Genomic DNA, 19294 nt, shown 5'->3' with positions numbered 1-19294 from the left:
GTATTTAGGTAGATAGGATGATATTTATCCCATTTTTGAGGATAAATGATATTCACATATAAAAATGAGCATATTGCTTTTCTCCTACTTAATTTGAATAATGATAAATAATAACTAGATTTTATTATTTCCACCTCAATTTAGTCATTCACATTTAGTTGTCTACCTCACCATAAATACTAACCGTTTATGGCAATCAAATTGGTTTTACTTTACAATTAATGGAAAAGATTTAAAAAGTGTGGTGAACCTTTTGTTTAAACTTTTATTAATCGAAGATGACTCGTCTCTTTTTAATGAAATAAAAGATCGATTATCTCAATGGTCATATGAAGTACACGGAATATCTGATTTTAGTAAAGTGTTTCAAGAGTTTACTGAAATTAAACCAGATTTAGTCATCATTGATATTCAATTACCTAAATATGATGGATTCCACTGGTGTCGAATGATTCGATCTCATTCAAAGATTCCAATTATCTTTTTATCTTCTCGGGATCATCCGTCTGATATGGTGATGTCTATGCAATTAGGTGCGGATGATTTTATGCAGAAACCGTTTCATTTTGATGTTTTAATTGCAAAAATACAAGCGACACTTAGACGAGTATATAACTATAATACTGAGAAAGTTGCATTAAAAACATGGTGTGGTGCCACTGTTGACTATGAGAAGAATACTATTTCAAATGAAACAGGGTTAATTGAGCTAACAAAAAATGAGATATTTATTTTAAAGCTGTTAATTGAGCAAAAGAATAAAATCGTTAGCCGTGAAGACATTATCAATGACTTATGGGACGATAAGCGATTTATTAGTGATAATACACTTACTGTGAATGTAAACCGATTAAGAAAAAGATTGGATGAAATTGGTTTAGGGCGATTTATTGAAACCAAGGTAGGACAGGGCTATATCGCTCTTGAAGAGGACTACCAATGATTAAGAACTTTCTCTTAGAAAGAATTAGTTGGATTGCTTTATTCGTTTTTCTTCAGCTTTTTTTACTATTTGTTGCATTTATTGATACAGCTATTCCATTTACCCCAATTCTTTATATAGTCTTTTTATCAATTGTTATTTTCATCTTTTTTTTGTTTATACGATATCCAAGAGAAACAAGATTCTATAGAAGTCTTGTAGAACGCGAGGATAATCTTGATTTAACAGGGTTAGCTGAACCTGATAGTCCTTTTGAGCATTTGGTTGAGACAAGTATTACGAATCAAACTGAACAGCTAAAAAAAGTTGCATTATACAATCAAACTGCATTAGAGCAAGAAAAGGATGAGCTTTTGTCTTGGATTCATGAAGTAAAAACGCCATTAACTGCAATGCATTTAATGATTGATCGATTACAAGACGAAAAATTAAAAACACATATAACTTATGAGTGGCTCCGTATTCATTATTTACTAGATCAACAGCTACATCAAAAAAGAATTCCTTTTATAGAAAATGACTTATATATTGAAAAAATACAGTTAGAGCCTGTCATATTTACTGAGATAAAGACATTACAATCATGGTGTATTCAAAAAGGAATCGGATTTGATATCCAACTTGAAGAAACTGAAGTGCTAAGTGATGTAAAATGGCTTTCTTTCATAATTAGACAACTAGTAACTAACGCGGTTAAATATAGTAATGCATCAGATATTATGATTAGTAGCAAACTAAAAAATGATCATATGATTCTTACGGTTAAAGACTTTGGTCGTGGGATTGATCCTAAAGATTTACCAAGAATTTTTGATAGAGGTTTTACTTCTACTACTAGGCATCAAGACAATGCTGCTACAGGAATGGGATTATATTTGGCGAAGAAAGCTGCACAATCATTATTAATTCAAATTGATGTAAGTTCGGAATTGGAAAAAGGAACAGTTTTCACTTTATCGTTTCCAAAGCAAAATGAATTTGTAAATATTAAAAGCATGTGACAAAATTGTCACATGCTTTTATTGATTGTTCGCTTAATCAAAGGAAACAACTTAAAAAAACTTCTATACTAGGTTTATCGATATAAAAGGAGTGTGGAGATGAATGAGTATTTTAGAAGCTAAGAAAATCCATAAAAGTTACGGAAATAAATTTAATAAACAAGAAGTATTAAAGAGTTTAGATATTACGATTGAAAAAGGTGAATTCGTCAGTATCATGGGAGCATCTGGTTCAGGTAAAACGACTTTACTAAATGTTCTCTCTTCGATTGATAAAATAAATGGAGGAACAATTACGATCGAAGGTACAGAAATTTCTGGAATGAAAGAAAAACAATTAGCAGAATTTCGTAAAAATTATTTAGGATTTATATTTCAAGAATATAACTTACTTGATACATTAACAGTCAAAGAAAACATACTGTTACCTTTAACTATTACAAAAGCAACACCAGCTGAAGCCGATCAAAAATTTGAAGCAGTTGCAAAAGAATTAGGTATTTTTGAGTTAAAAGATAAATATCCTAATGAGATTTCTGGAGGACAAAAACAACGTACTTCTGCTGCAAGAGCATTTATTCATGAGCCTAGTATCATCTTTGCCGATGAACCAACAGGTGCACTAGATTCGAAATCTGCATCAGATTTACTAAATAAACTAAGTGAACTTAATGAAAAACGAAAAGCAACAATCGTTATGGTTACCCATGACCCTGTAGCTGCAAGTTATTGTCACAGAGTCATCTTTATAAAAGATGGACAAATTTATACTCAATTACACAAAGGCAATGATACAAGACAAAACTTCTTCAAAGACATCATGAAAACGCAAGGTGTGTTAGGTGGGGTGCAAAATGAGCATTAATCAACTCATATTCCGTAACTTAAAGAAAAACCTTAAAAACTACTACTTATATGTATTTGCTTTGATATTTAGTGCAGCACTATATTTTGCATTTGTTACTTTGCAATATGATCCTTCAATGAATGAAACAAAGGGATCAATTAAAGGTGCTGCGGCAATTAAATCAGCATCAGTTTTGTTAGTAGCAATTGTATCTATTTTCCTTCTATATGCTAACAACATTTTTATTAAAAGAAGAAGTAAAGAAATTGGGCTATTTCAGTTAATTGGTATGACAAAAGATAGGATTTTTCGAATTTTAACAATTGAAAACTTCATCCTATATTTTACTTCATTAATTTTAGGGGTTCTTCTAGGTTTTTCAGTTTCAAAAATAATTATTATGATTTTATTTAAAGTTACAGGCATAAATGCGATTGCAACACTTCACTTTTCGGGTCGCGCATTAATCCAAACTATTATTGTCTTTTTGGTTATCTATTTATTTATTATGTTAATGAACTATACCTTTATTAAAAGACAAACCATTTTATCTTTATTCAGAGTGATTTCTTTAACTGAAGGTAAAGTAAAGAAAATTTCTGTTTTTGAAATTATCATTGGAATTGTTGGAATTATCTCAATCATCTCAGGCTATTTTGTTTCCTCGAAGTTATTTGGCGGGGACTTTTCTTCAACAGCAGAGCTATTTTTAGCAATGATTTTTATATTAGCTTCTGTAATTATCGGAACGTATTTATTTTACAAAGGTTCAGTACGATTTATTTTAAATATTATCCGTAAGAGTAAGAATGGATATTTAACGATCAACAATGTATTGTCACTATCGTCAATTATGTTCAGAATGAAATCAAATGCACTATTGTTAACAATTATCACGACTGTTTCTGGATTAGCAATCGGTTTATTATCTCTGAGTTATATTTCTTATTATTCTGCCGAAAAAACTGCAGAAAACAATGTACCTAATAATTTCTCTATTACTTCTATAAAGGACGCTGATCAATTCACGGACGCTTTATCAAAAAATAATATTAAATTTAATGAAAAGAAGATTGAAGTCATTCAAGTTAATGCAAATTTAGATAGCATTTTAGAATCTAAGCTTGATGCATCTGCTATGAAAAGTTCAGATGCTTTACCAATTCCAGTCATTAGTGAAAGATCGGTTAAAATGAACTTATCTGAAGATGAAACAGTTTTTACAGGCTACAATGATTTATTACAACGATTTATGTCGTTAAAAGAAAGTGGTCACATTACATTTAATACTCAACATGAAGAGATTCCACAAACATATATTGGATTAAAGAAAGACTATATTATCTCTAATTATTTTACGAGTGGTGGGTTTCCAACAGCAATCGTTGATGAGAAGGTTTTTAACAAATTAAAAGCAGATATCGATCCATCTATTCAAAGAGAATCGACAATCTATATCGGTATTGATATTAAGGATGAAAAAAATCTCGTTAAAGCAAACGAAATCTTTAATGAAAATAAGATAAATGATGGTTATTTAAATAGCTCACGACTTGAAATAAGTAATCAGCAAAAACAAACAATGGGATTAATTATGTTTATCGTTGGGTTTTTAGGTTTAGCATTCTTAATCACTTCTGGTTGTATTTTATACTTTAAACAAATGGACGAAAGTGTTGATGAGAAACCAAACTATACGATTTTAAGAAAGCTTGGATTCTCACGTTCAGACTTAATTAAAGGTATTCGCTCAAAGCAAGTGTTTAACTTTGGTATTCCATTAGTCGTTGGCTTACTTCATAGCTACTTTGCAGTTCAATCTGGTTGGTTCCTATTTGGAACGGAAGTTTGGACACCTATGATTATCGTTATGGTACTCTATACAGTGTTATACTCAATCTTTGGTATCTTATCAGTGTTTTACTATAAAAAAGTCATAAAAGATGCTTTATAAATAAAAAGCTCCAGTCATAAAAATGACTGGAGCTTTTACTTTTTACGCTCTTTTTGGTGCTAACTCTATTGCTTGACGAATTGCTTCTTGTAAACTCTTTTCGTCAGCGATGCCTTTTCCTGCGATATCAAATGCAGTTCCATGGTCAACACTAGTACGAATGATCGGCAATCCAACTGTAATATTTACACCTGCATCTAATCCTAGTACTTTAACTGGACCATGACCCTGATCGTGGTACATGGCTACAACGATATCAAAATCTCCACGAACCGTACGGAAAAATAGTGTATCCGCTGGTAATGGACCTACTACATTAATTCCTTCTAATGCTGCTTTTTCTACTCCTGGAATTACTTTTTCTTCCTCTTCACCATAGCCAAACAATCCATTTTCTCCTGCATGAGGATTAATACCGCATACAGCTATTTTTGGACTTGTATAGCCTGCTTTTTTAAGTGTTTCATCGGCAAGTTTAATGACTTTATAAACTCTCTCTGGGTTAATCATTTTCACTGCATCAATAATTCCGACATGAGTAGTTACATGAATAACTTTTAAATTAGGTGCTGATAGCATCATTGAGAAGTCATTTGTGTTCGTTAATTCTGCTAGAATTTCAGTATGTCCAGGGTAAATGTGACCACCTTTATGCAATGCCTCTTTATTTAAAGGTGCAGTACAAATCGCATCAATTTTTCCTTCATTTGCTAACTCTATTGCTTTTCTTAAAAATTCAAATGCAGCATGCCCTGCTTCTGCTGAAACTTGACCTATTGGTAAATCAGCCGGCACAAGGTTCATATCTAAACAATATACTTTACCTGCTTCATACGTTGCTTCCTCGATATCTTCAATCGTGATAATCTCTAAGTTCGTATTCACAAATTGTTGAGCACGATTTAAAATTTTAGCATCCCCAATGACAATTGGTCTGCATTGTTGGTAAACTTCTTTATTGTTTAAGCTCTTTAGAATAATTTCTGGCCCTACTCCTGCGGGATCACCCATTGTAATGCCAACTACTGGTAATGTACTCATTATTGTCCTCCTTTTAATTCTCTCACTGCATTAACTAAGGAAAATTCATTTCCAAAAGCGCCTGCTTTCGTAATTGCGAACAACTCGTGTTCCCCTACTAATTTTCCTAATGGAATACCTGCTTCAACTTCCTTCAACAACTCTAAGCCACTTGCTCCAATTTGAAGGCAAACATCCTTTGCGGTATCTCCACCCGTTAATACAAGTCCTGAAACAAAAGAATAATTTTTTACAAGCTCACTTGCAATTTCACCTAACCCTTTTGAAATGCGGTTACTAACTTCAGAAGGTGTTAAACCTAACTGCTTTCCAGCTTTAGCTGTATTTTCACGATTTTCAGTACTTGAATCTACATATAGTACCGCATTAAATCCTTGTTCATACGTTGATACAAGCTGGTTGATATAGTGATTTTTTTGCTTCTCCCATTGCTCACACGTTTCAAACATCTCCAAAGGATTAACCTCAACAGCTTTCATTCCATCCATCTCTATTAATCTCTTTACTTGCTGTCTCGTCACACTTGAGAGACTACCTGAAACAGCTAAAACACTCTTATTTCTTATTGCAATCTGTTTTTGACTTTCAGTTACTTTCGTAAGCCCTAGTTCTTTCGGTAAGAATTCCGCTAAACCTGCTGAACCAATCCAAATGACATGCTTCGTAATTTGCGAGATATTCTTAGCTATTTGTTCAAGATGATTATCCGTCGTTGCATCAAATACTAACCATTTAATACCTGTTTCTTGCCATTTTTGTAACTCAGCTTTCCATATACTTAAATCTGTACCTAATGCAGCAGTACTTACAAGTCCAACAGTCACACCTGTCTGGTTTTCAATTAACTTACTAATAGACGACTCTGTAACAGGACATTTTGGATCTCTTGAAATTTCTGTTTCTGAAAGAGGCCTCCCATTTAGGTAATGAACTCCCTTATCAGTCGTTCTTCCGATACGTGGAAATGCTGGAGCAATAATACAAAAATCATATTCGAAATGATCCGTTACTGCTTTTATTTCAACACCAAGATTTCCTCTTAACGTTGAATCAACTTTTTTAAAAATATGAGTATATTGATTGTCTTTTAAAAAGATTGAAGCCCTTCGTACAGCCTCATATGCTTCATTTTTACTTATTGCGCGACTATCGGTATCAATGATAATGGCGTCGCTTGTAATTTGTTCGGGTGCTAATGCATTTATATCTAAGATGACAGATGAACGTAATCCTTGTTTTACTAGCTGTACACCACTATCATTAGCTCCTGTTAAATCATCTGCAATCATTCCGATTTTATTCATGATGTACCCTATCCCTTCTTCCTATCGATGATACTAATCTGGTAATTAGTATTTATTCGACCGTATTTCCTTTTACACCGATTCGTTTTGCATACCATGCAACCACAATCGGAACTAAAATAGATGTTACGATAACAGAAGAAGCAACTAGAGCTGTTGCAGATGGTACAAAAGGTGCATACACTGCGTTTGCCGAAGCAACAGCCGCTGGTACACCTACTGCATTACCCGCTGTTGAAGCAGCTGATAATCCTGCAATACCATTTCCACCAATTAATTTATCAACGATAAATAACGCTGTACCTGTAATTGCTACTACAGCAACCCCTAGTAAAATTCCTAGGATACCTGCTTTCCAAACGTTTTGTAAACTCATACCAGCACCTAATGCAAATGCAAAGAATGGTACTAATACTGGCACTGCTTTGCTTAAATAATCTCGCATATCTTTATCTAGGTTTCCTAGAACCATACCAACGATTAGCGGAATAATTGCACCTACTAATGTCTGCCAAGGAAACGCTGCAAGCCCTGCAACCCCTAGTGTAACCATCGTTAAGAAAGGTCCAGATTCTAAACTCATAATTGAGTAAGCACCAACATCTTCTTTTTTCCCAAATTGACCCATTAAGGCCATATATAATCCACCGTTTGTATCATTCATTGAAGCAACTACTGCTAGAACTGATAAGCCTAAAAAGAATCCGCTTTCAACCATACCGTCGCCAAATACTTTTGCTCCAATAAATCCTACTAATGCTGCGATACCTACTTTAGTTGCAAGTAATGATCCGCCTTTTTTCATAATATAAGGAGTTGCTTTGAAATCAATTGTTGCTCCCATACATACATAAAACACCGCCAGGATTGGTAATGCCCCCGTCATTAACGCTCCTGTAAATGATCCAAATGTCGCTCCTGCAGTTGGAAAAAGTGTATTAATAATAGCACCTAATAATAATGGAACAATCATCATTCCACCTGGAATACGGTCCAGTGTTGCTTTGATTTTCATAAAAATAATCCCCCTTGTATGTGTTTTATTTTGAAACATTAAATTTTAAAAGCGTTTACAATTTTGATTATACTTCTAGAAAATTCTAAATACAACACTGGTATTGTTTAAATATGAAACAATTATTGCATTTTCCTCCAAAGAGTTGCTCTACTAATTCCCAATCTTTTAGCAGCCTTTGATTGGTTCATTCCTTCATCTTTTAATACTTCCTCTAAAATTTGTCTTTCGATTTCAACCCATGTTTTATTCAAATCAATTCTTTGAGCAGAAGAACTCACTTCAGTAAAGCTATATCTTTCCCAAACTAGATCCCATTCTTCTATCCCAATATAATGACCTTTTGCTAGTGCTAGTAATTCACTAACGATATTTTCTAATTCCTTTAAGTTACCTGGCCAATTGTACTCCATTAATCGATTTAGAACCTCTTCTCTCATTCCTACAAACTGCTTACCGTATATTGAATTGTGATTTGCAATTAATACTCTAGCGATCTCCTCTATATCCTCAGTTCGATCGCGAAGAGGTGGTATAACTAGCTGATATTCCCCAAGTAAGTGAAGTAGCTCTTGATGTATATTTGGATCTTTCAATAGATGTTTAAATGTAAATTTAGATGAACTAATCACTCTCAAATTAGTTCCTTTTCGAAGTTCATTTGCCAATCGTTCCTGCATTTGAATTGAAAGGTTTTCAATATACTCTAGATATAAGGTGTCATTAGATGGAATTTGAAGTAGACCTACCTTTGAATCAGTTCCAAAAAGTTCTGTTGCTAATTTTGATTCATTAATTGAGTGACAAGCTACATGATAAAATCTTCCTCTATTACGTGAACTAGCTGAATGAATAGCTTCTGCAAACACAGCTTTGCCTGTTCCAACTTCACCAGATATCCATACTTGATTGTCCGTTTTTGCATATGCAATAGCACGTTTAATTGTTTTTGTTATCTCGTAACTCGAACCAATAATTTGAGCGAAAGAAGCAATTTGTGCAGGCATCTGAACAATATCTAACTCCGACATATACGGTGTTTTATTAGGCTCTATATAAATGAAAACATCGTCACCGTAAGGCACAGTTTTAAGATTGTATGATTTTTTCTGAATCAGTACATGTTCAAAATGAATTTTATCTGAATGAATCCCATTAACTTTCAGTAGAAATGTTAAGTCATTAGGCAACATCGTTACTTCTCCCAATAACTGCTGACATGTGTCATTTAAATAAAGAACCTTCCCTTTTGGATCGCATACTAAAGTACCAGTTGGAAAGTTCTGAAGTATATGCTGGAAAAAAGAAGCTTCTTGATGACTCTTTAAATATATATCATGTACAGATTTCACTTCTGATAACATATCCTGTATCGATTCAACACCTGATGTAATAAGGATTCCATGAAGTCCCATTTCTTGGGCTGTCTTGACCGTTACCACATCACCAAGTACGATTTGTGCTCCCTCTTTGACTGCCTTTTCAAGCTTTACTCTCACTTCCGCTTCATGGTTAATCGAGTAAATTGGAATTTCAAAATCTAATAAACTAGAAACTGTTAGTGCACCCTGACAAATATTAGGGAAACCGATAATTGCCAACTTACTATTAGAGTCCTTTATTAATGTTAAAACTCTTAAAATGTCATATCCTGAAACAGGTATATCCACAACAGGAATCGAAACGTGTTTCCTAATAAAAGAAGCCGTACCACCTCGACTAATAATGACATCATAATTCTGTTCTTGAGCACTTAATACAATTGGGAGAGCAGCTTCTAAATCTGCAACTTCCACATCTATTTCAAATCTATTATCTTCACCAACAACTTGTAATAATAGATCACGAAGTCCAGGATAAGGCGCAATCCCTTTCACTTTAATTTTCATTCAGGCTTCCTCCAAAAGTGTTTCTATTTGAAACAGTATGTGAAAATTATACAATAATCGCTATAAATTAACAAAATAACAGATAACAATTGGATAAAATTGAACCATTTCTAATCTAATATGATTCTTCTCTACAAAAAATGTAAATATACCGATACATTAAATCTAATAACAGCTTTATAATAGTTTTATGAAGAATGAAAATGACGCGGACCAATACGAGGTGGATACTGGTGAACAAAACAATAGTAGAAAAATTAAACTTGCAAAAATATAAAAAAATAGCTGTATTACAATTACCTAGCGGAGCAAATTATTTCGAACAATTAGCAGATTATGACACAAGCTTAACTGAAGAATCCTATGACTTAATTTTTGCATTTGTATTTGATATGGAGTCTTTGAAGGCACTCGTAACAGAAGTTATTGAACATAATTACTTACATAAAAATAGCTATTTATATTGTGCTTATCCTAAAAAAGGCAATAAAGTATATCCAACATACATACATCGAGATGATTTATTTGAAGGTTTGGGAGCAGACGAAGCTGGTTTTATAGGGACAAGTAATATTAAATTTGCCCGAATGGTAGGATTGGATGAAATCTTTACTGTTGTAGGTTTTAAAGAAGATTCTCGTACTAAAGTCCAGGCTTCTACAAAGCCAAGTCAATGTGTAGATGATTATATTGAAATGATTCCTTTTATTGAAAAAGATCTACAAGTAAGACCAGATTTACTTACATTTTTCCAAACTCTTACTCCTGGTTATCAAAAAGATTGGGCTAGATATGTTTATAGCGCGAAACAAGAAAGTACTAAAGCTAAAAGACGTGAAGAAATGAAAATGATTTTAGGCTTTGGTTTCAAAAGTGTGGACTTGTATAAACGTAATAAATAAACAAGAGTAAAAATTTCTTAAAACATATAAAGGGTGTCTCTTAGTCAACATAATTGACCAAGGGACACCCTTTATTACTGTATTACCTTAATTTTGTACCAGCAGTTCAAATTCAAGATTAGACTATTCTGATGGATTTGGATTTTTACTTTTTATATTTAAAGCTACCAATTGATGCAATTTTTGAAGTTCCTTTTCTCCAAAGAACGATTGTGCTTTATTTAAAGTAGACAGTGTACTTTCAATCAAAAATTTACGTGGAATTTTTGTATGGTTACATTCATTATGAATAAAGTCCAATAGCTCCTGATATTTTGCCTGCTCCTCACACTGTATGAGCTTCTTTTTCATTGTGCAAATGCAGTCATTTAATTCCTGTTGAATTGTAACACTTGTCTTACAAGCAGGAACCCAATTTTTTAGTACTTCAGGCTTAATTAACTGCACCCCAGACAATGAGACTTCTTCAACGATATTCACTACTCGCTCAACGCTATATTTTACTACTTCGTGAACACTTAAATCTAACTCTTCAGCTAAATCATAGTACTTTATATTGTGATGTAAAATCCCGATAAACATAATTGCACAATCTAATAGATATGGCTCCTTACTTTCACCAAAAATATCTAAAAATCGAGAGTACAACCAGTTCAGCATTTTAAAATTACCTTGTTTAATAAAATGCTTTAAATCTATATCGTTAATAAAGATTACTTCTTCAAAAAGAGTAAATAATTTATTATTTCTATTTGTCTGCAGGATTAATTCCATTTGTTTAATGAAAATATTAATATTTGAAGGCTCTTGACCAATCAACAATTCATTTCTTTCTTGTTCAAGCTTTGAGTAAATCATTTGAAAAAGCGCGATTAATAAATCACTTTTAGAAGAAAAATAGTTATAAAAAGTTCCTTTTGAAATACCGCTGTATTCTAAAATGTCCTGTATCGATGTTGCTTGGTATCCTTTTTCAATAAATAATTCATGGGCTATTTTTACGACACGTTGCTTTCTATCGTTCATTTAATCACCTTTAATTCCCAATAAATTTCTGTTTAAGACACATAGTACATTATTTTTTCAAATTAAACTAGTAGAAACATTAGAGATTTTTAATTGAAACATTTGTAACAATGGTATATCATATAAACTTAAATGGAAATACAGTTCAAAAAAATATACTAGAGGTACAAAGGAGGGGAATTCATGGTACAGTCCATGGAAAAACGTCCACCATACGGGATTATAACAATCTTGATGATTGGTGCTTTTATCGCATTTTTAAATAATACTTTACTGAATATCGCATTACCTTCAATTATGAAGGACTTAGATGTAGAGCCTTCGACAGTTCAATGGCTATCTACTGGATACATGTTAGTGAACGGAATTTTAATTCCAACTACAGCATTTTTAATTCATAAATACTCTGTTAGACATTTATTTCTTGTAGCATTACTTTTATTTAATATTGGAACACTTGCTGCAGGATTTGCACATATTTTCCCTCTATTATTAGCTGGGCGTATGATTCAAGCATCAGGTTCAGCAATTTTAATGCCTTTGTTAATGAATGTTATGTTAACAAGTTTCCCTATTGAAAAAAGAGGAACGGCAATGGGATTCTTCGGGCTAGTTATGATGGGTGCACCAGCAATTGGTCCAACATTATCGGGTTGGTTAATTGAGCATTATGATTGGAGAATGTTATTCCATTTCGTAACACCTATTGCCCTAGTCATACTAATTATTGGCTTTTTCTTACTAAAAGATAAAAAAGAAAAAGTGGTTAGTCACTTAGATCTTTTATCTGTATTGCTATCAAGTTTAGGGTTTGGTGGATTACTGTATGGATTTAGCTCTGCTGGTAGTAAAGGCTGGGATAGTCCGTATGTATATGTAACGTTAATCGTCGGAGCAATTTCATTAGTTTTATTTATCGTTCGCCAATTAAAACTTGATAAACCAATGCTAAACTTTAAGATTTATCGGTATCCAATGTTTGCCTTATCTTCAGCGATTTCGATTGTTGTTACGATGGCAATGTTCTCTGCAATGATGCTTTTACCAATCTACACTCAAACACTTCGTGGAATTAAGCCATTTGACGCTGGTTTAATGCTTCTACCAGGTGCTCTTTTAATGGCAATTATGTCACCAATCACAGGTAAGTTATTTGATAAAATTGGTGGTAGAATACTCGCTGTTATTGGTTTAGCTATTATGACCGTAACAACTTACTTCTTAAGCAAATTAACACTGGATACAACTTATACACACTTAATCATCCTATACTCTTTACGTATGTTTGGTATGTCTATGGTAATGATGCCTGTTTCAACGAACGGATTAAATCAATTACCAAAACAATTTTATCCGCATGGTACTGCAATGAATAATACACTTCAGCAAGTATCTGGTGCAATTGGTACTGCGTTATTAGTTACAATTATGTCTAACCGTACTGAATCATATGCTAAGGATTTAGCAGCCGATGCAATGAAAAATGTAACAGGTAAACCTTCACCTGAAATGTTAGCTCAAATAAAACAAGAAATTACAGCGAAAGCAATGTTAGAAGGAATTAACTTCTCATTTTATGTAACAGTATTTGTTGCTCTTGTCGCATTTGTTCTTGCGTTCTTTATTAAGCGAGCAACGCCAGCTGAAGAGATAATCGAACAGCCCAATACAACATTAAATAAAAAACTAGCTGAAAATTAAAAAGAAAAAAGTTCAACCAATATATGGTTGAACTTTTTTTGGTTCTATTAGCAGCTTTTTTCGAAGCATATCAGTATACTGGCGTTCCCTTGAATCAAATCGCAGTCCAACCACCATCAACTTTAATTGTTTCTCCCGTTACAAAATTAGCTAAGTTAGAAGCTAAATATAGAACAGCACCAGATATGTCTTCTGCCTTTGGAAGCTTTCCTAATAAAATCCTACTCTCTACATCCTTTTTAAAATCCTCATCTTCAAACATTTTTGATGTTAATTCAGTTTCAATAAACGTGGGAGCAACAGCATTCACATTTATTTTATGAGCTGCCCACTCCACTGCTAAAGCTTTTGTGAGCTGTACAACTCCACCTTTACTCGAACAGTATGCTGCCCTTTTATAATAGCCCACAAAAGACATTTGAGAAGCAATATTAATGATTCTTCCACCACTTTCTTGTTTGATTATCTGTTTTGCCACAGCCTGGCTAATAAAAAATAAAGATTTCAAATTTGTATCAATTACTTGATCCCACTCCTCTTCTGTCACTTCAATTGCCGGCTTTGGAATATTGATACCAGCATTGTTTACTAGCACATCTACAGTTCCATAATAATCTATGACCTCTGCAACTATATTTTTAACATTTTTGAGATCATTTACATCCACTTGAAATGCTTTGTTATTTTTATGTATTGCTTGTAAGTCATTGAGAGCGTGGTCAAGAGCTTTTTGATTGCGACCTAATATAATGACATTTGCATTTAGTCTAGCAAATGAAAGAGCAATTTCTTTTCCAATTCCTTTGCTTCCACCTGTCACTATTACTGTTTTATTTTGAAGATCTGCAAAGTATGTGTTCATTTATTCAATACCTTATCTTCTCGTTTTTGATCGAGCTTAAGAAAATGTATAAGCGTTTCTTCACGTTCTTCATTTAATTTCTTAGAATTTTCTTCATCCCAGACGTAAAAGCCCTCTCCATTTTTATGTCCAAGCTTTCCCGCTTCAACTAATTCTGTTAACGTACTTCCAGATTTTTTCTCTGAACTTAAATCTCCAAATAAATAGTTCGAAATTGCAGAGAATACATCAAGTCCACCCATATCCGCTGTCATTAAAGGCCCTGTAACCGGTAATCTTCGACCAATACTATATGTTACCGCTGCATCAATATCTTCTTTCGTCGCGACACCTAAATCTAACAGTGCTTGTGCTTCACGGAATAATGCGTACTGCAAACGATTACCGATAAAACCTAAAATTTCTTTTTGAATTAAAATAGGTTTTTTATTCATCAGTTTAATTAGGTTCATTGAACGATTTATTGTATCTTCATTTGTTTTCGTCCCTTTTACAATCTCAACTAGTGGAATTAGATGACCTGGGTTCCAAAAATGAGTCACAATAAAACGATGTGGATGGATCGCTTCTTCCGCTAATAATGAAGGGGTAAATCCTGATGTATTGCTAGCAATAATGACATCCTCACTTATTATTCGTTCAAGTTCTTGATACAAATTCCGCTTCAATTCAATGACTTCAGGAATCGCTTCTATAATAAATGTCGTATTTTTTACAACCTCTTTGATGGAAGTGACCAGTGTGATTCGACCTCTAATGTTTCTACCTTCTGCTTCACTAAACAAATCATTCTCAATCATGACATTTATTTTATCTTCTAAACCTTTATCTGCTATGGCAATGTCACGCTCATTTATCCCAGAAACTTTAACATTCATTCCTGCCCAGGCTGCTGATAGTGCAATTGAATGTCCCATCGTTCCACAACCAATGATTGATAGATTCTCCATTTTGTACACCCCTTAATTGAATATGTAGAAAATACCCAACAACTGATATGTTCGTTGGGTATTTTCTGCGTTACAGTCCTAATGAAAATAAAATAACCGCTAAAATCGTACCGAGAGCAGGTACGATTACTGTTAACGCTCCAAACATTGGATAAGCATCTTTATGCGTTTCACCAGCAATCGAACGAATAGTTGTTACAACATATCCACCCTGTGGTAAAGAATCAAGTGAGCCTGATGAGATCGAAACAACACGGTGTAATGCCTCTGGGTTTACACCTAAATCTAAATAATGTGGAGCAAGTAAAGGTAATGCAATGGCTTGACCGCCAGAAGATGAACCAGTCAGTCCAGCAATGATCGCTACGGCTAATGCGCCACCTATTAAAGGGCTGCCAGGGATGTCTGTCATAAAGCCTACTGCTTTTTCAAATGCTGGAGTAGCTTTTACGACACCACCAAATCCTACTACTGCTGCAGTATTTGCTATAGCAATAACAGCTCCAGCTGCCCCTTCTGTAATGGCTTTTCCGATATTTACAAAATATTTGCGATTAATGAGATACGTTGCTATGATTCCACTTGTTAAAGAAATAATTAAAGCTGATTGTTTTAACGAATCGTGGAAAATATACGAAATTACTAAAACAACTAGTAATGGAATTAAACTTAAAATTGGGTTTGGTAAATTCTCTCGGTGATCTCGATGATCTGATTCTCTTTCAATAAATTCTTCACCATTGTGAATAGCTTTTTTAATAGCTTTCATCAGCCACCAGTAACCAAAGATCATCATAAACGCTGCAACGATTAAGCTTACTTCCCATCCTGCATATGCATTTGTTCCTAAAAATTCAATTGGAATCCAGTTTTGAATTTCAGGTGACCCAGCTGATGTCATTGTAAAAGTAGTTGATCCAAAGCCTAGTACCGCTGGAATGAATCTCCTAGGTAAATTAGCTTCCTTAAATAGACTAATCGCCATTGGATAAACTGAGAATGCTACTACAAACAAGCTGACTCCACCATATGTTAATACAGCACATGCCAATACAACTGCTAAAGCGGCTCTTTTCATCCCAATTTTATCAACAATCCATTTTGATATACTGTCTGCTGCACCGCTATCTTCCATTACCTTGCCGAAAATAGCTCCAGTTAAGAACATGAGATACCAAGAGGTTATAAATCCTGCAAAACCATTCATATAATTTGTCACAAAGTTGGCAGTACCTTCCTCAGCAAGTTGGGGAAGCAGCGGAAGACCACTTAAAATTGATACAAATACTGCAGAAAGAGGTGCTACTATCAGCAGATTCATGCCTTTCATTGTTAAATAGATTAGCAAACCTAATCCACCAAACAAACCAATAAATCCAAGAATCATTTCATCACTTCTCCCCACCGTTTCCATATCTTCGTACGCGGAGTAATGCTTGCTCTGCGTGACCTGCAAAGTTTTCAATCATACATAATCGTGCAGCGTATTCCCCAATATAAGCAGTCGCTTCAGGGCTCACCTTTTGATAAGTTACTGTTTTGATAAATTTCCCTACCCACAGTCCACCTGTATAACGAGCAGCGCCTTTTGTTGGAAGGGTATGGTTTGTTCCAATTACTTTATCTCCATATGCAACATTAGTTTCAGGACCTAAAAACAAGCAACCATAATTCGTCATATTTTCTAAGAAATAATTTGGATCCTCTGTTAATACCTCAACATGTTCAAATGCAAGTTTATCTGCTTCAATTACAGCCTCTTGAATGCTATTAACTAATAAAATTTGACCATAATCTCGCCATGAAACACTCGCTACATCAGCAGTTGGTAGAGTTTTAAGCTGTTTTTCAATTTCTTCAAGAGTTTCATATGCAATTCTTTCTGAAGTCGTAATTAAAGCGCATGGTGAAGTTGGGCCATGTTCACCTTGACCAAGAAGGTCAGTTGCAATGATCTCCCCGTCTGAAGTTTCATCTGCAATCACTAATGTTTCAGTAGGTCCAGCAAATAAATCAATCCCTACACGTCCATATAATTGACGTTTGGCCTCTGCAACAAATGCATTGCCTGGTCCTACAATCATATCTACTGCATCAATTGTTTCAGTACCAATTGCCATAGCAGCCATTGCCTGAATTCCACCTAGTAAATAGATTTCATCTGCACCTGCTAAATACATTGCTGCAATTGTCGCATGTGGGATTTCTCCATTTATTGGTGGTGTACATGCAATCACTCGTTTCACCCCAGCAACCTTTGCCGTTAATACACTCATATGTGCTGATGCCACCATCGGGTATCGTCCGCCAGGAATATAACACCCAACACTATTAACAGGAATATTTTTATGTCCCAAAATAACGCCTGGAATATTTTCAACTTCAACATCATGCAGTGATGCCAATTGTGCCTCAGCAAATTCGCGAATATTTTTTTGTGCAAATTTTATATCGTCAATTACTGCTTGTGGTACTTCAGAGATAATCTCTTCAATTTGTTTACTCGATAAACGGAAGTATTCTGGTGACCAGTTATCAAATTTAATCGAAAACTCACGAACTGCTTCATCACCACGCGTTTCAATCTCTTTGATTGCTTCTGCTACTATTCTAGAAACTTCCAAATCATTTTTTGATACTTCCTCTTTTGATTTACCAGCTTTAATTACCTTTACCATTACAAATACCCCCTTTATTATTCTTTGCATACGTATTCATTTTTCGATAAAAGAAAACGCATTCATTTTTGAATACGTATGCAAAAACTATATGTAGAGAATATTCTAAAAATAACAAAAAGTCAACACTTTATGTTGTACTTCTTTCAATTAATTGACCTTCAATTTCTATATTTCCAGCTATGCCAGTATAATTATCAATTTCCTCCATCACATAATTTACCGTTTCTTCAACCATTTTAGAAATTGGTTGTTCCCACGTTGTTAAATTATAAATTGGCCAATTTGCCATCGCTATATTATCAAAACCAACTACTTTCGTTGCTAAAGGAACCTCGATAGAATGCTTACGGAGCGCATCTAATACACCCATAGCCATGATATCGTTCGCAACGAAAAATGCTGAAGGGATCTCACCTTTTTGTACAATACTATTCGCTGTTTGATAACCACCTTCATAAGAATAATCAGATTCATATATTTTATATTCTACTTGCAGCTTATCCAACGTTTCAGTAAAACCTTGCTCACGATCCCTGCTTGTTGATGTGTTTCTGTCTCCTGAAATATACACCATGTTTGAGCAGCCTTTTTGTTGTAAAAAATTAGCTATTTGGCGACTTGCATCTAAATTATTTGTACAAACAGACAAGAAATCATTTTTTTCTGCTTTTCGATTAAACAATACTAGTGGAATTTTATTTTTCTTAATATCGTTTGTCACCGTTAAAGAAAGCATCGCATCTGTAATAATGATACCTGCAACATTATAGTTTAATAGCATATCTATATCTTCTTTTTGAATTTCTTCATTATTTGTTTGAACAAATAGAATGCTATAACCTAACTTTTTAAAAGCTGTCGTAAACTCTTTTAAAACCTGTGGGTAAAAAGGATTTTCTACACCCTTCATGACAAGACCAATAATTCTAGTTTTCTTTGTGATTAAACTACGTGCAAATTCATTTGGATTATATCCTAATTCTTCTGCTGCAGATAAAACCTTTTTACGGGTTTTCTCAGAAACCGGTGTTCCGCCAAAAAACACTCTTGAAACAGAAGATTGTGAAACACCTGCCAGTTTAGCAACATCTTTTGCATTAACCCCATTTATCATGATTATTCCCAACCTTATCTTAAATTACATATAATTATTCATTATACTATCATAAAGGGCTAAA

General features: G+C 34.0%; 16 protein-coding genes. 6 read left to right on the top strand and 10 right to left on the bottom strand.

The window, feature by feature from the left end; all coding sequences use genetic code 11:
* The first annotated feature begins 253 nt into the window (after positions 1–253).
* The 4 genes from ACX6U0_RS12940 (at position 254) to ACX6U0_RS12925 (ending at position 4745) form a co-directional block, all read left to right on the top strand.
* Positions 254–943 (top strand): response regulator, encoded by a 690-nt coding sequence (locus tag ACX6U0_RS12940; protein WP_464960336.1) that lies wholly within the window; start codon positions 254–256, stop codon positions 941–943.
* Positions 940–1944, top strand: coding sequence for a sensor histidine kinase (locus ACX6U0_RS12935; RefSeq protein WP_464960335.1), 1005 nt, complete (start codon positions 940–942; stop codon positions 1942–1944). The genes ACX6U0_RS12940 and ACX6U0_RS12935 overlap by 4 nt, the downstream gene beginning before the upstream one ends.
* A 103-nt stretch (positions 1945–2047) precedes the next feature.
* A complete protein-coding gene (locus tag ACX6U0_RS12930) occupies positions 2048–2809 on the top strand; it encodes an ABC transporter ATP-binding protein (protein ID WP_088001575.1) in 762 nt (253 codons plus the stop codon).
* Positions 2799–4745: an FtsX-like permease family protein gene (locus ACX6U0_RS12925; protein WP_464960334.1), complete on the top strand. Its 1947-nt coding sequence runs from the start codon at positions 2799–2801 to the stop codon at positions 4743–4745. Before ACX6U0_RS12930 ends, ACX6U0_RS12925 begins: the two co-directional genes overlap by 11 nt.
* 42 nt (positions 4746–4787) lie before the next feature.
* On the opposite strand, the gene pdxA is transcribed toward ACX6U0_RS12925, so the two are convergent.
* From pdxA to ACX6U0_RS12905, 4 genes are all read right to left on the bottom strand, one after another.
* Positions 4788–5786 carry a 4-hydroxythreonine-4-phosphate dehydrogenase PdxA gene (gene pdxA / locus ACX6U0_RS12920; RefSeq protein WP_464960333.1) on the bottom strand — a complete coding sequence of 333 codons (999 nt, stop codon included), beginning with the start codon at positions 5784–5786 and terminating at the stop codon, positions 4788–4790.
* Positions 5786–7090: a four-carbon acid sugar kinase family protein gene (locus ACX6U0_RS12915; protein WP_464960332.1), complete on the bottom strand. Its 1305-nt coding sequence runs from the start codon at positions 7088–7090 to the stop codon at positions 5786–5788. Before ACX6U0_RS12915 ends, pdxA begins: the two co-directional genes overlap by 1 nt.
* 52 nt (positions 7091–7142) lie before the next feature.
* Positions 7143–8105 carry a 2-keto-3-deoxygluconate permease gene (locus ACX6U0_RS12910; protein ID WP_464960331.1) on the bottom strand — a complete coding sequence of 321 codons (963 nt, stop codon included), beginning with the start codon at positions 8103–8105 and terminating at the stop codon, positions 7143–7145.
* A gap of 122 nt (positions 8106–8227) precedes the next feature.
* Positions 8228–9994 (bottom strand): PrpR N-terminal domain-containing protein, encoded by a 1767-nt coding sequence (locus ACX6U0_RS12905; protein WP_464960330.1) that lies wholly within the window; start codon positions 9992–9994, stop codon positions 8228–8230.
* Positions 9995–10227: 233 nt separating this feature from the next.
* Between ACX6U0_RS12905 and ACX6U0_RS12900 the strand changes: the two genes are divergently transcribed.
* Positions 10228–10896, top strand: coding sequence for a YdeI/OmpD-associated family protein (locus tag ACX6U0_RS12900; RefSeq protein WP_464960329.1), 669 nt, complete (start codon positions 10228–10230; stop codon positions 10894–10896).
* Between the two features lie 123 nt (positions 10897–11019).
* Here ACX6U0_RS12900 and ACX6U0_RS12895 read toward each other — a convergent pair whose 3' ends face one another.
* Positions 11020–11922 (bottom strand): TetR/AcrR family transcriptional regulator, encoded by a 903-nt coding sequence (locus ACX6U0_RS12895; protein ID WP_464960328.1) that lies wholly within the window; start codon positions 11920–11922, stop codon positions 11020–11022.
* A gap of 183 nt (positions 11923–12105) precedes the next feature.
* On the opposite strand from ACX6U0_RS12895, the gene ACX6U0_RS12890 reads away from it, so the two are divergent.
* Positions 12106–13623 (top strand): DHA2 family efflux MFS transporter permease subunit, encoded by a 1518-nt coding sequence (locus ACX6U0_RS12890; protein ID WP_464960327.1) that lies wholly within the window; start codon positions 12106–12108, stop codon positions 13621–13623.
* Between the two features lie 94 nt (positions 13624–13717).
* Here the strand turns inward: ACX6U0_RS12890 and ACX6U0_RS12885 are convergent, their stop codons facing one another.
* The 5 genes from ACX6U0_RS12885 to ACX6U0_RS12865 all read right to left on the bottom strand — a co-directional run bounded on the left by ACX6U0_RS12885 (position 13718) and on the right by ACX6U0_RS12865 (position 19230).
* The gene (locus ACX6U0_RS12885; protein ID WP_464960326.1) at positions 13718–14485 is read right to left on the bottom strand and encodes an SDR family NAD(P)-dependent oxidoreductase; all 768 of its coding nucleotides are present in this window, start codon (positions 14483–14485) and stop codon (positions 13718–13720) included.
* On the bottom strand, positions 14482–15435 hold the full coding sequence (locus ACX6U0_RS12880) for a 3-hydroxyacyl-CoA dehydrogenase family protein (RefSeq protein ID WP_464960325.1): 954 nt from the start codon (positions 15433–15435) through the stop codon (positions 14482–14484). Before ACX6U0_RS12880 ends, ACX6U0_RS12885 begins: the two co-directional genes overlap by 4 nt.
* 70 nt (positions 15436–15505) lie before the next feature.
* Positions 15506–16819, bottom strand: a complete 1314-nt coding sequence (locus tag ACX6U0_RS12875; RefSeq protein WP_464960523.1) for a GntP family permease — start codon at positions 16817–16819, stop codon at positions 15506–15508.
* A gap of 7 nt (positions 16820–16826) precedes the next feature.
* Positions 16827–18113, bottom strand: coding sequence for a histidinol dehydrogenase (gene hisD, locus ACX6U0_RS12870; RefSeq protein ID WP_464960324.1), 1287 nt, complete (start codon positions 18111–18113; stop codon positions 16827–16829).
* A 130-nt stretch (positions 18114–18243) separates the two neighbouring features.
* Entirely contained in the window at positions 18244–19230 is a 987-nt protein-coding gene (locus ACX6U0_RS12865) for a LacI family DNA-binding transcriptional regulator (protein WP_464960323.1), read from the bottom strand.
* Positions 19231–19294 lie beyond the last annotated feature (64 nt).

The sequence above is a fragment of the Gottfriedia sp. ABJ_BB2_2 genome (genome assembly GCF_055484705.1).
This window is presented reverse-complemented; position numbering and strand designations above follow the sequence as displayed.

Bases quoted from the DNA above. Each gene is read 5' to 3' on its own strand.
- ACX6U0_RS12905 (WP_464960330.1), bottom strand. From the start codon at position 9,994: ATGAAAATTAAAGTGAAAGGGATTGCGCCTTATCCTGGACTTCGTGAT.
- ACX6U0_RS12935 (WP_464960335.1), top strand. From the start codon at position 940: ATGATTAAGAACTTTCTCTTAGAAAGAATTAGTTGGATTGCTTTATTC.
- ACX6U0_RS12880 (WP_464960325.1), bottom strand. From the start codon at position 15,435: ATGGAGAATCTATCAATCATTGGTTGTGGAACGATGGGACATTCAATT.
- ACX6U0_RS12925 (WP_464960334.1), top strand. From the start codon at position 2,799: ATGAGCATTAATCAACTCATATTCCGTAACTTAAAGAAAAACCTTAAA.
- ACX6U0_RS12910 (WP_464960331.1), bottom strand. From the start codon at position 8,105: ATGAAAATCAAAGCAACACTGGACCGTATTCCAGGTGGAATGATGATT.
- ACX6U0_RS12865 (WP_464960323.1), bottom strand. From the start codon at position 19,230: ATGATAAATGGGGTTAATGCAAAAGATGTTGCTAAACTGGCAGGTGTT.
- hisD (WP_464960324.1), bottom strand. From the start codon at position 18,113: ATGGTAAAGGTAATTAAAGCTGGTAAATCAAAAGAGGAAGTATCAAAA.
- ACX6U0_RS12915 (WP_464960332.1), bottom strand. From the start codon at position 7,090: ATGAATAAAATCGGAATGATTGCAGATGATTTAACAGGAGCTAATGAT.
- ACX6U0_RS12895 (WP_464960328.1), bottom strand. From the start codon at position 11,922: ATGAACGATAGAAAGCAACGTGTCGTAAAAATAGCCCATGAATTATTT.
- pdxA (WP_464960333.1), bottom strand. From the start codon at position 5,786: ATGAGTACATTACCAGTAGTTGGCATTACAATGGGTGATCCCGCAGGA.
- ACX6U0_RS12885 (WP_464960326.1), bottom strand. From the start codon at position 14,485: ATGAACACATACTTTGCAGATCTTCAAAATAAAACAGTAATAGTGACA.
- ACX6U0_RS12930 (WP_088001575.1), top strand. From the start codon at position 2,048: ATGAGTATTTTAGAAGCTAAGAAAATCCATAAAAGTTACGGAAATAAA.
- ACX6U0_RS12890 (WP_464960327.1), top strand. From the start codon at position 12,106: ATGGTACAGTCCATGGAAAAACGTCCACCATACGGGATTATAACAATC.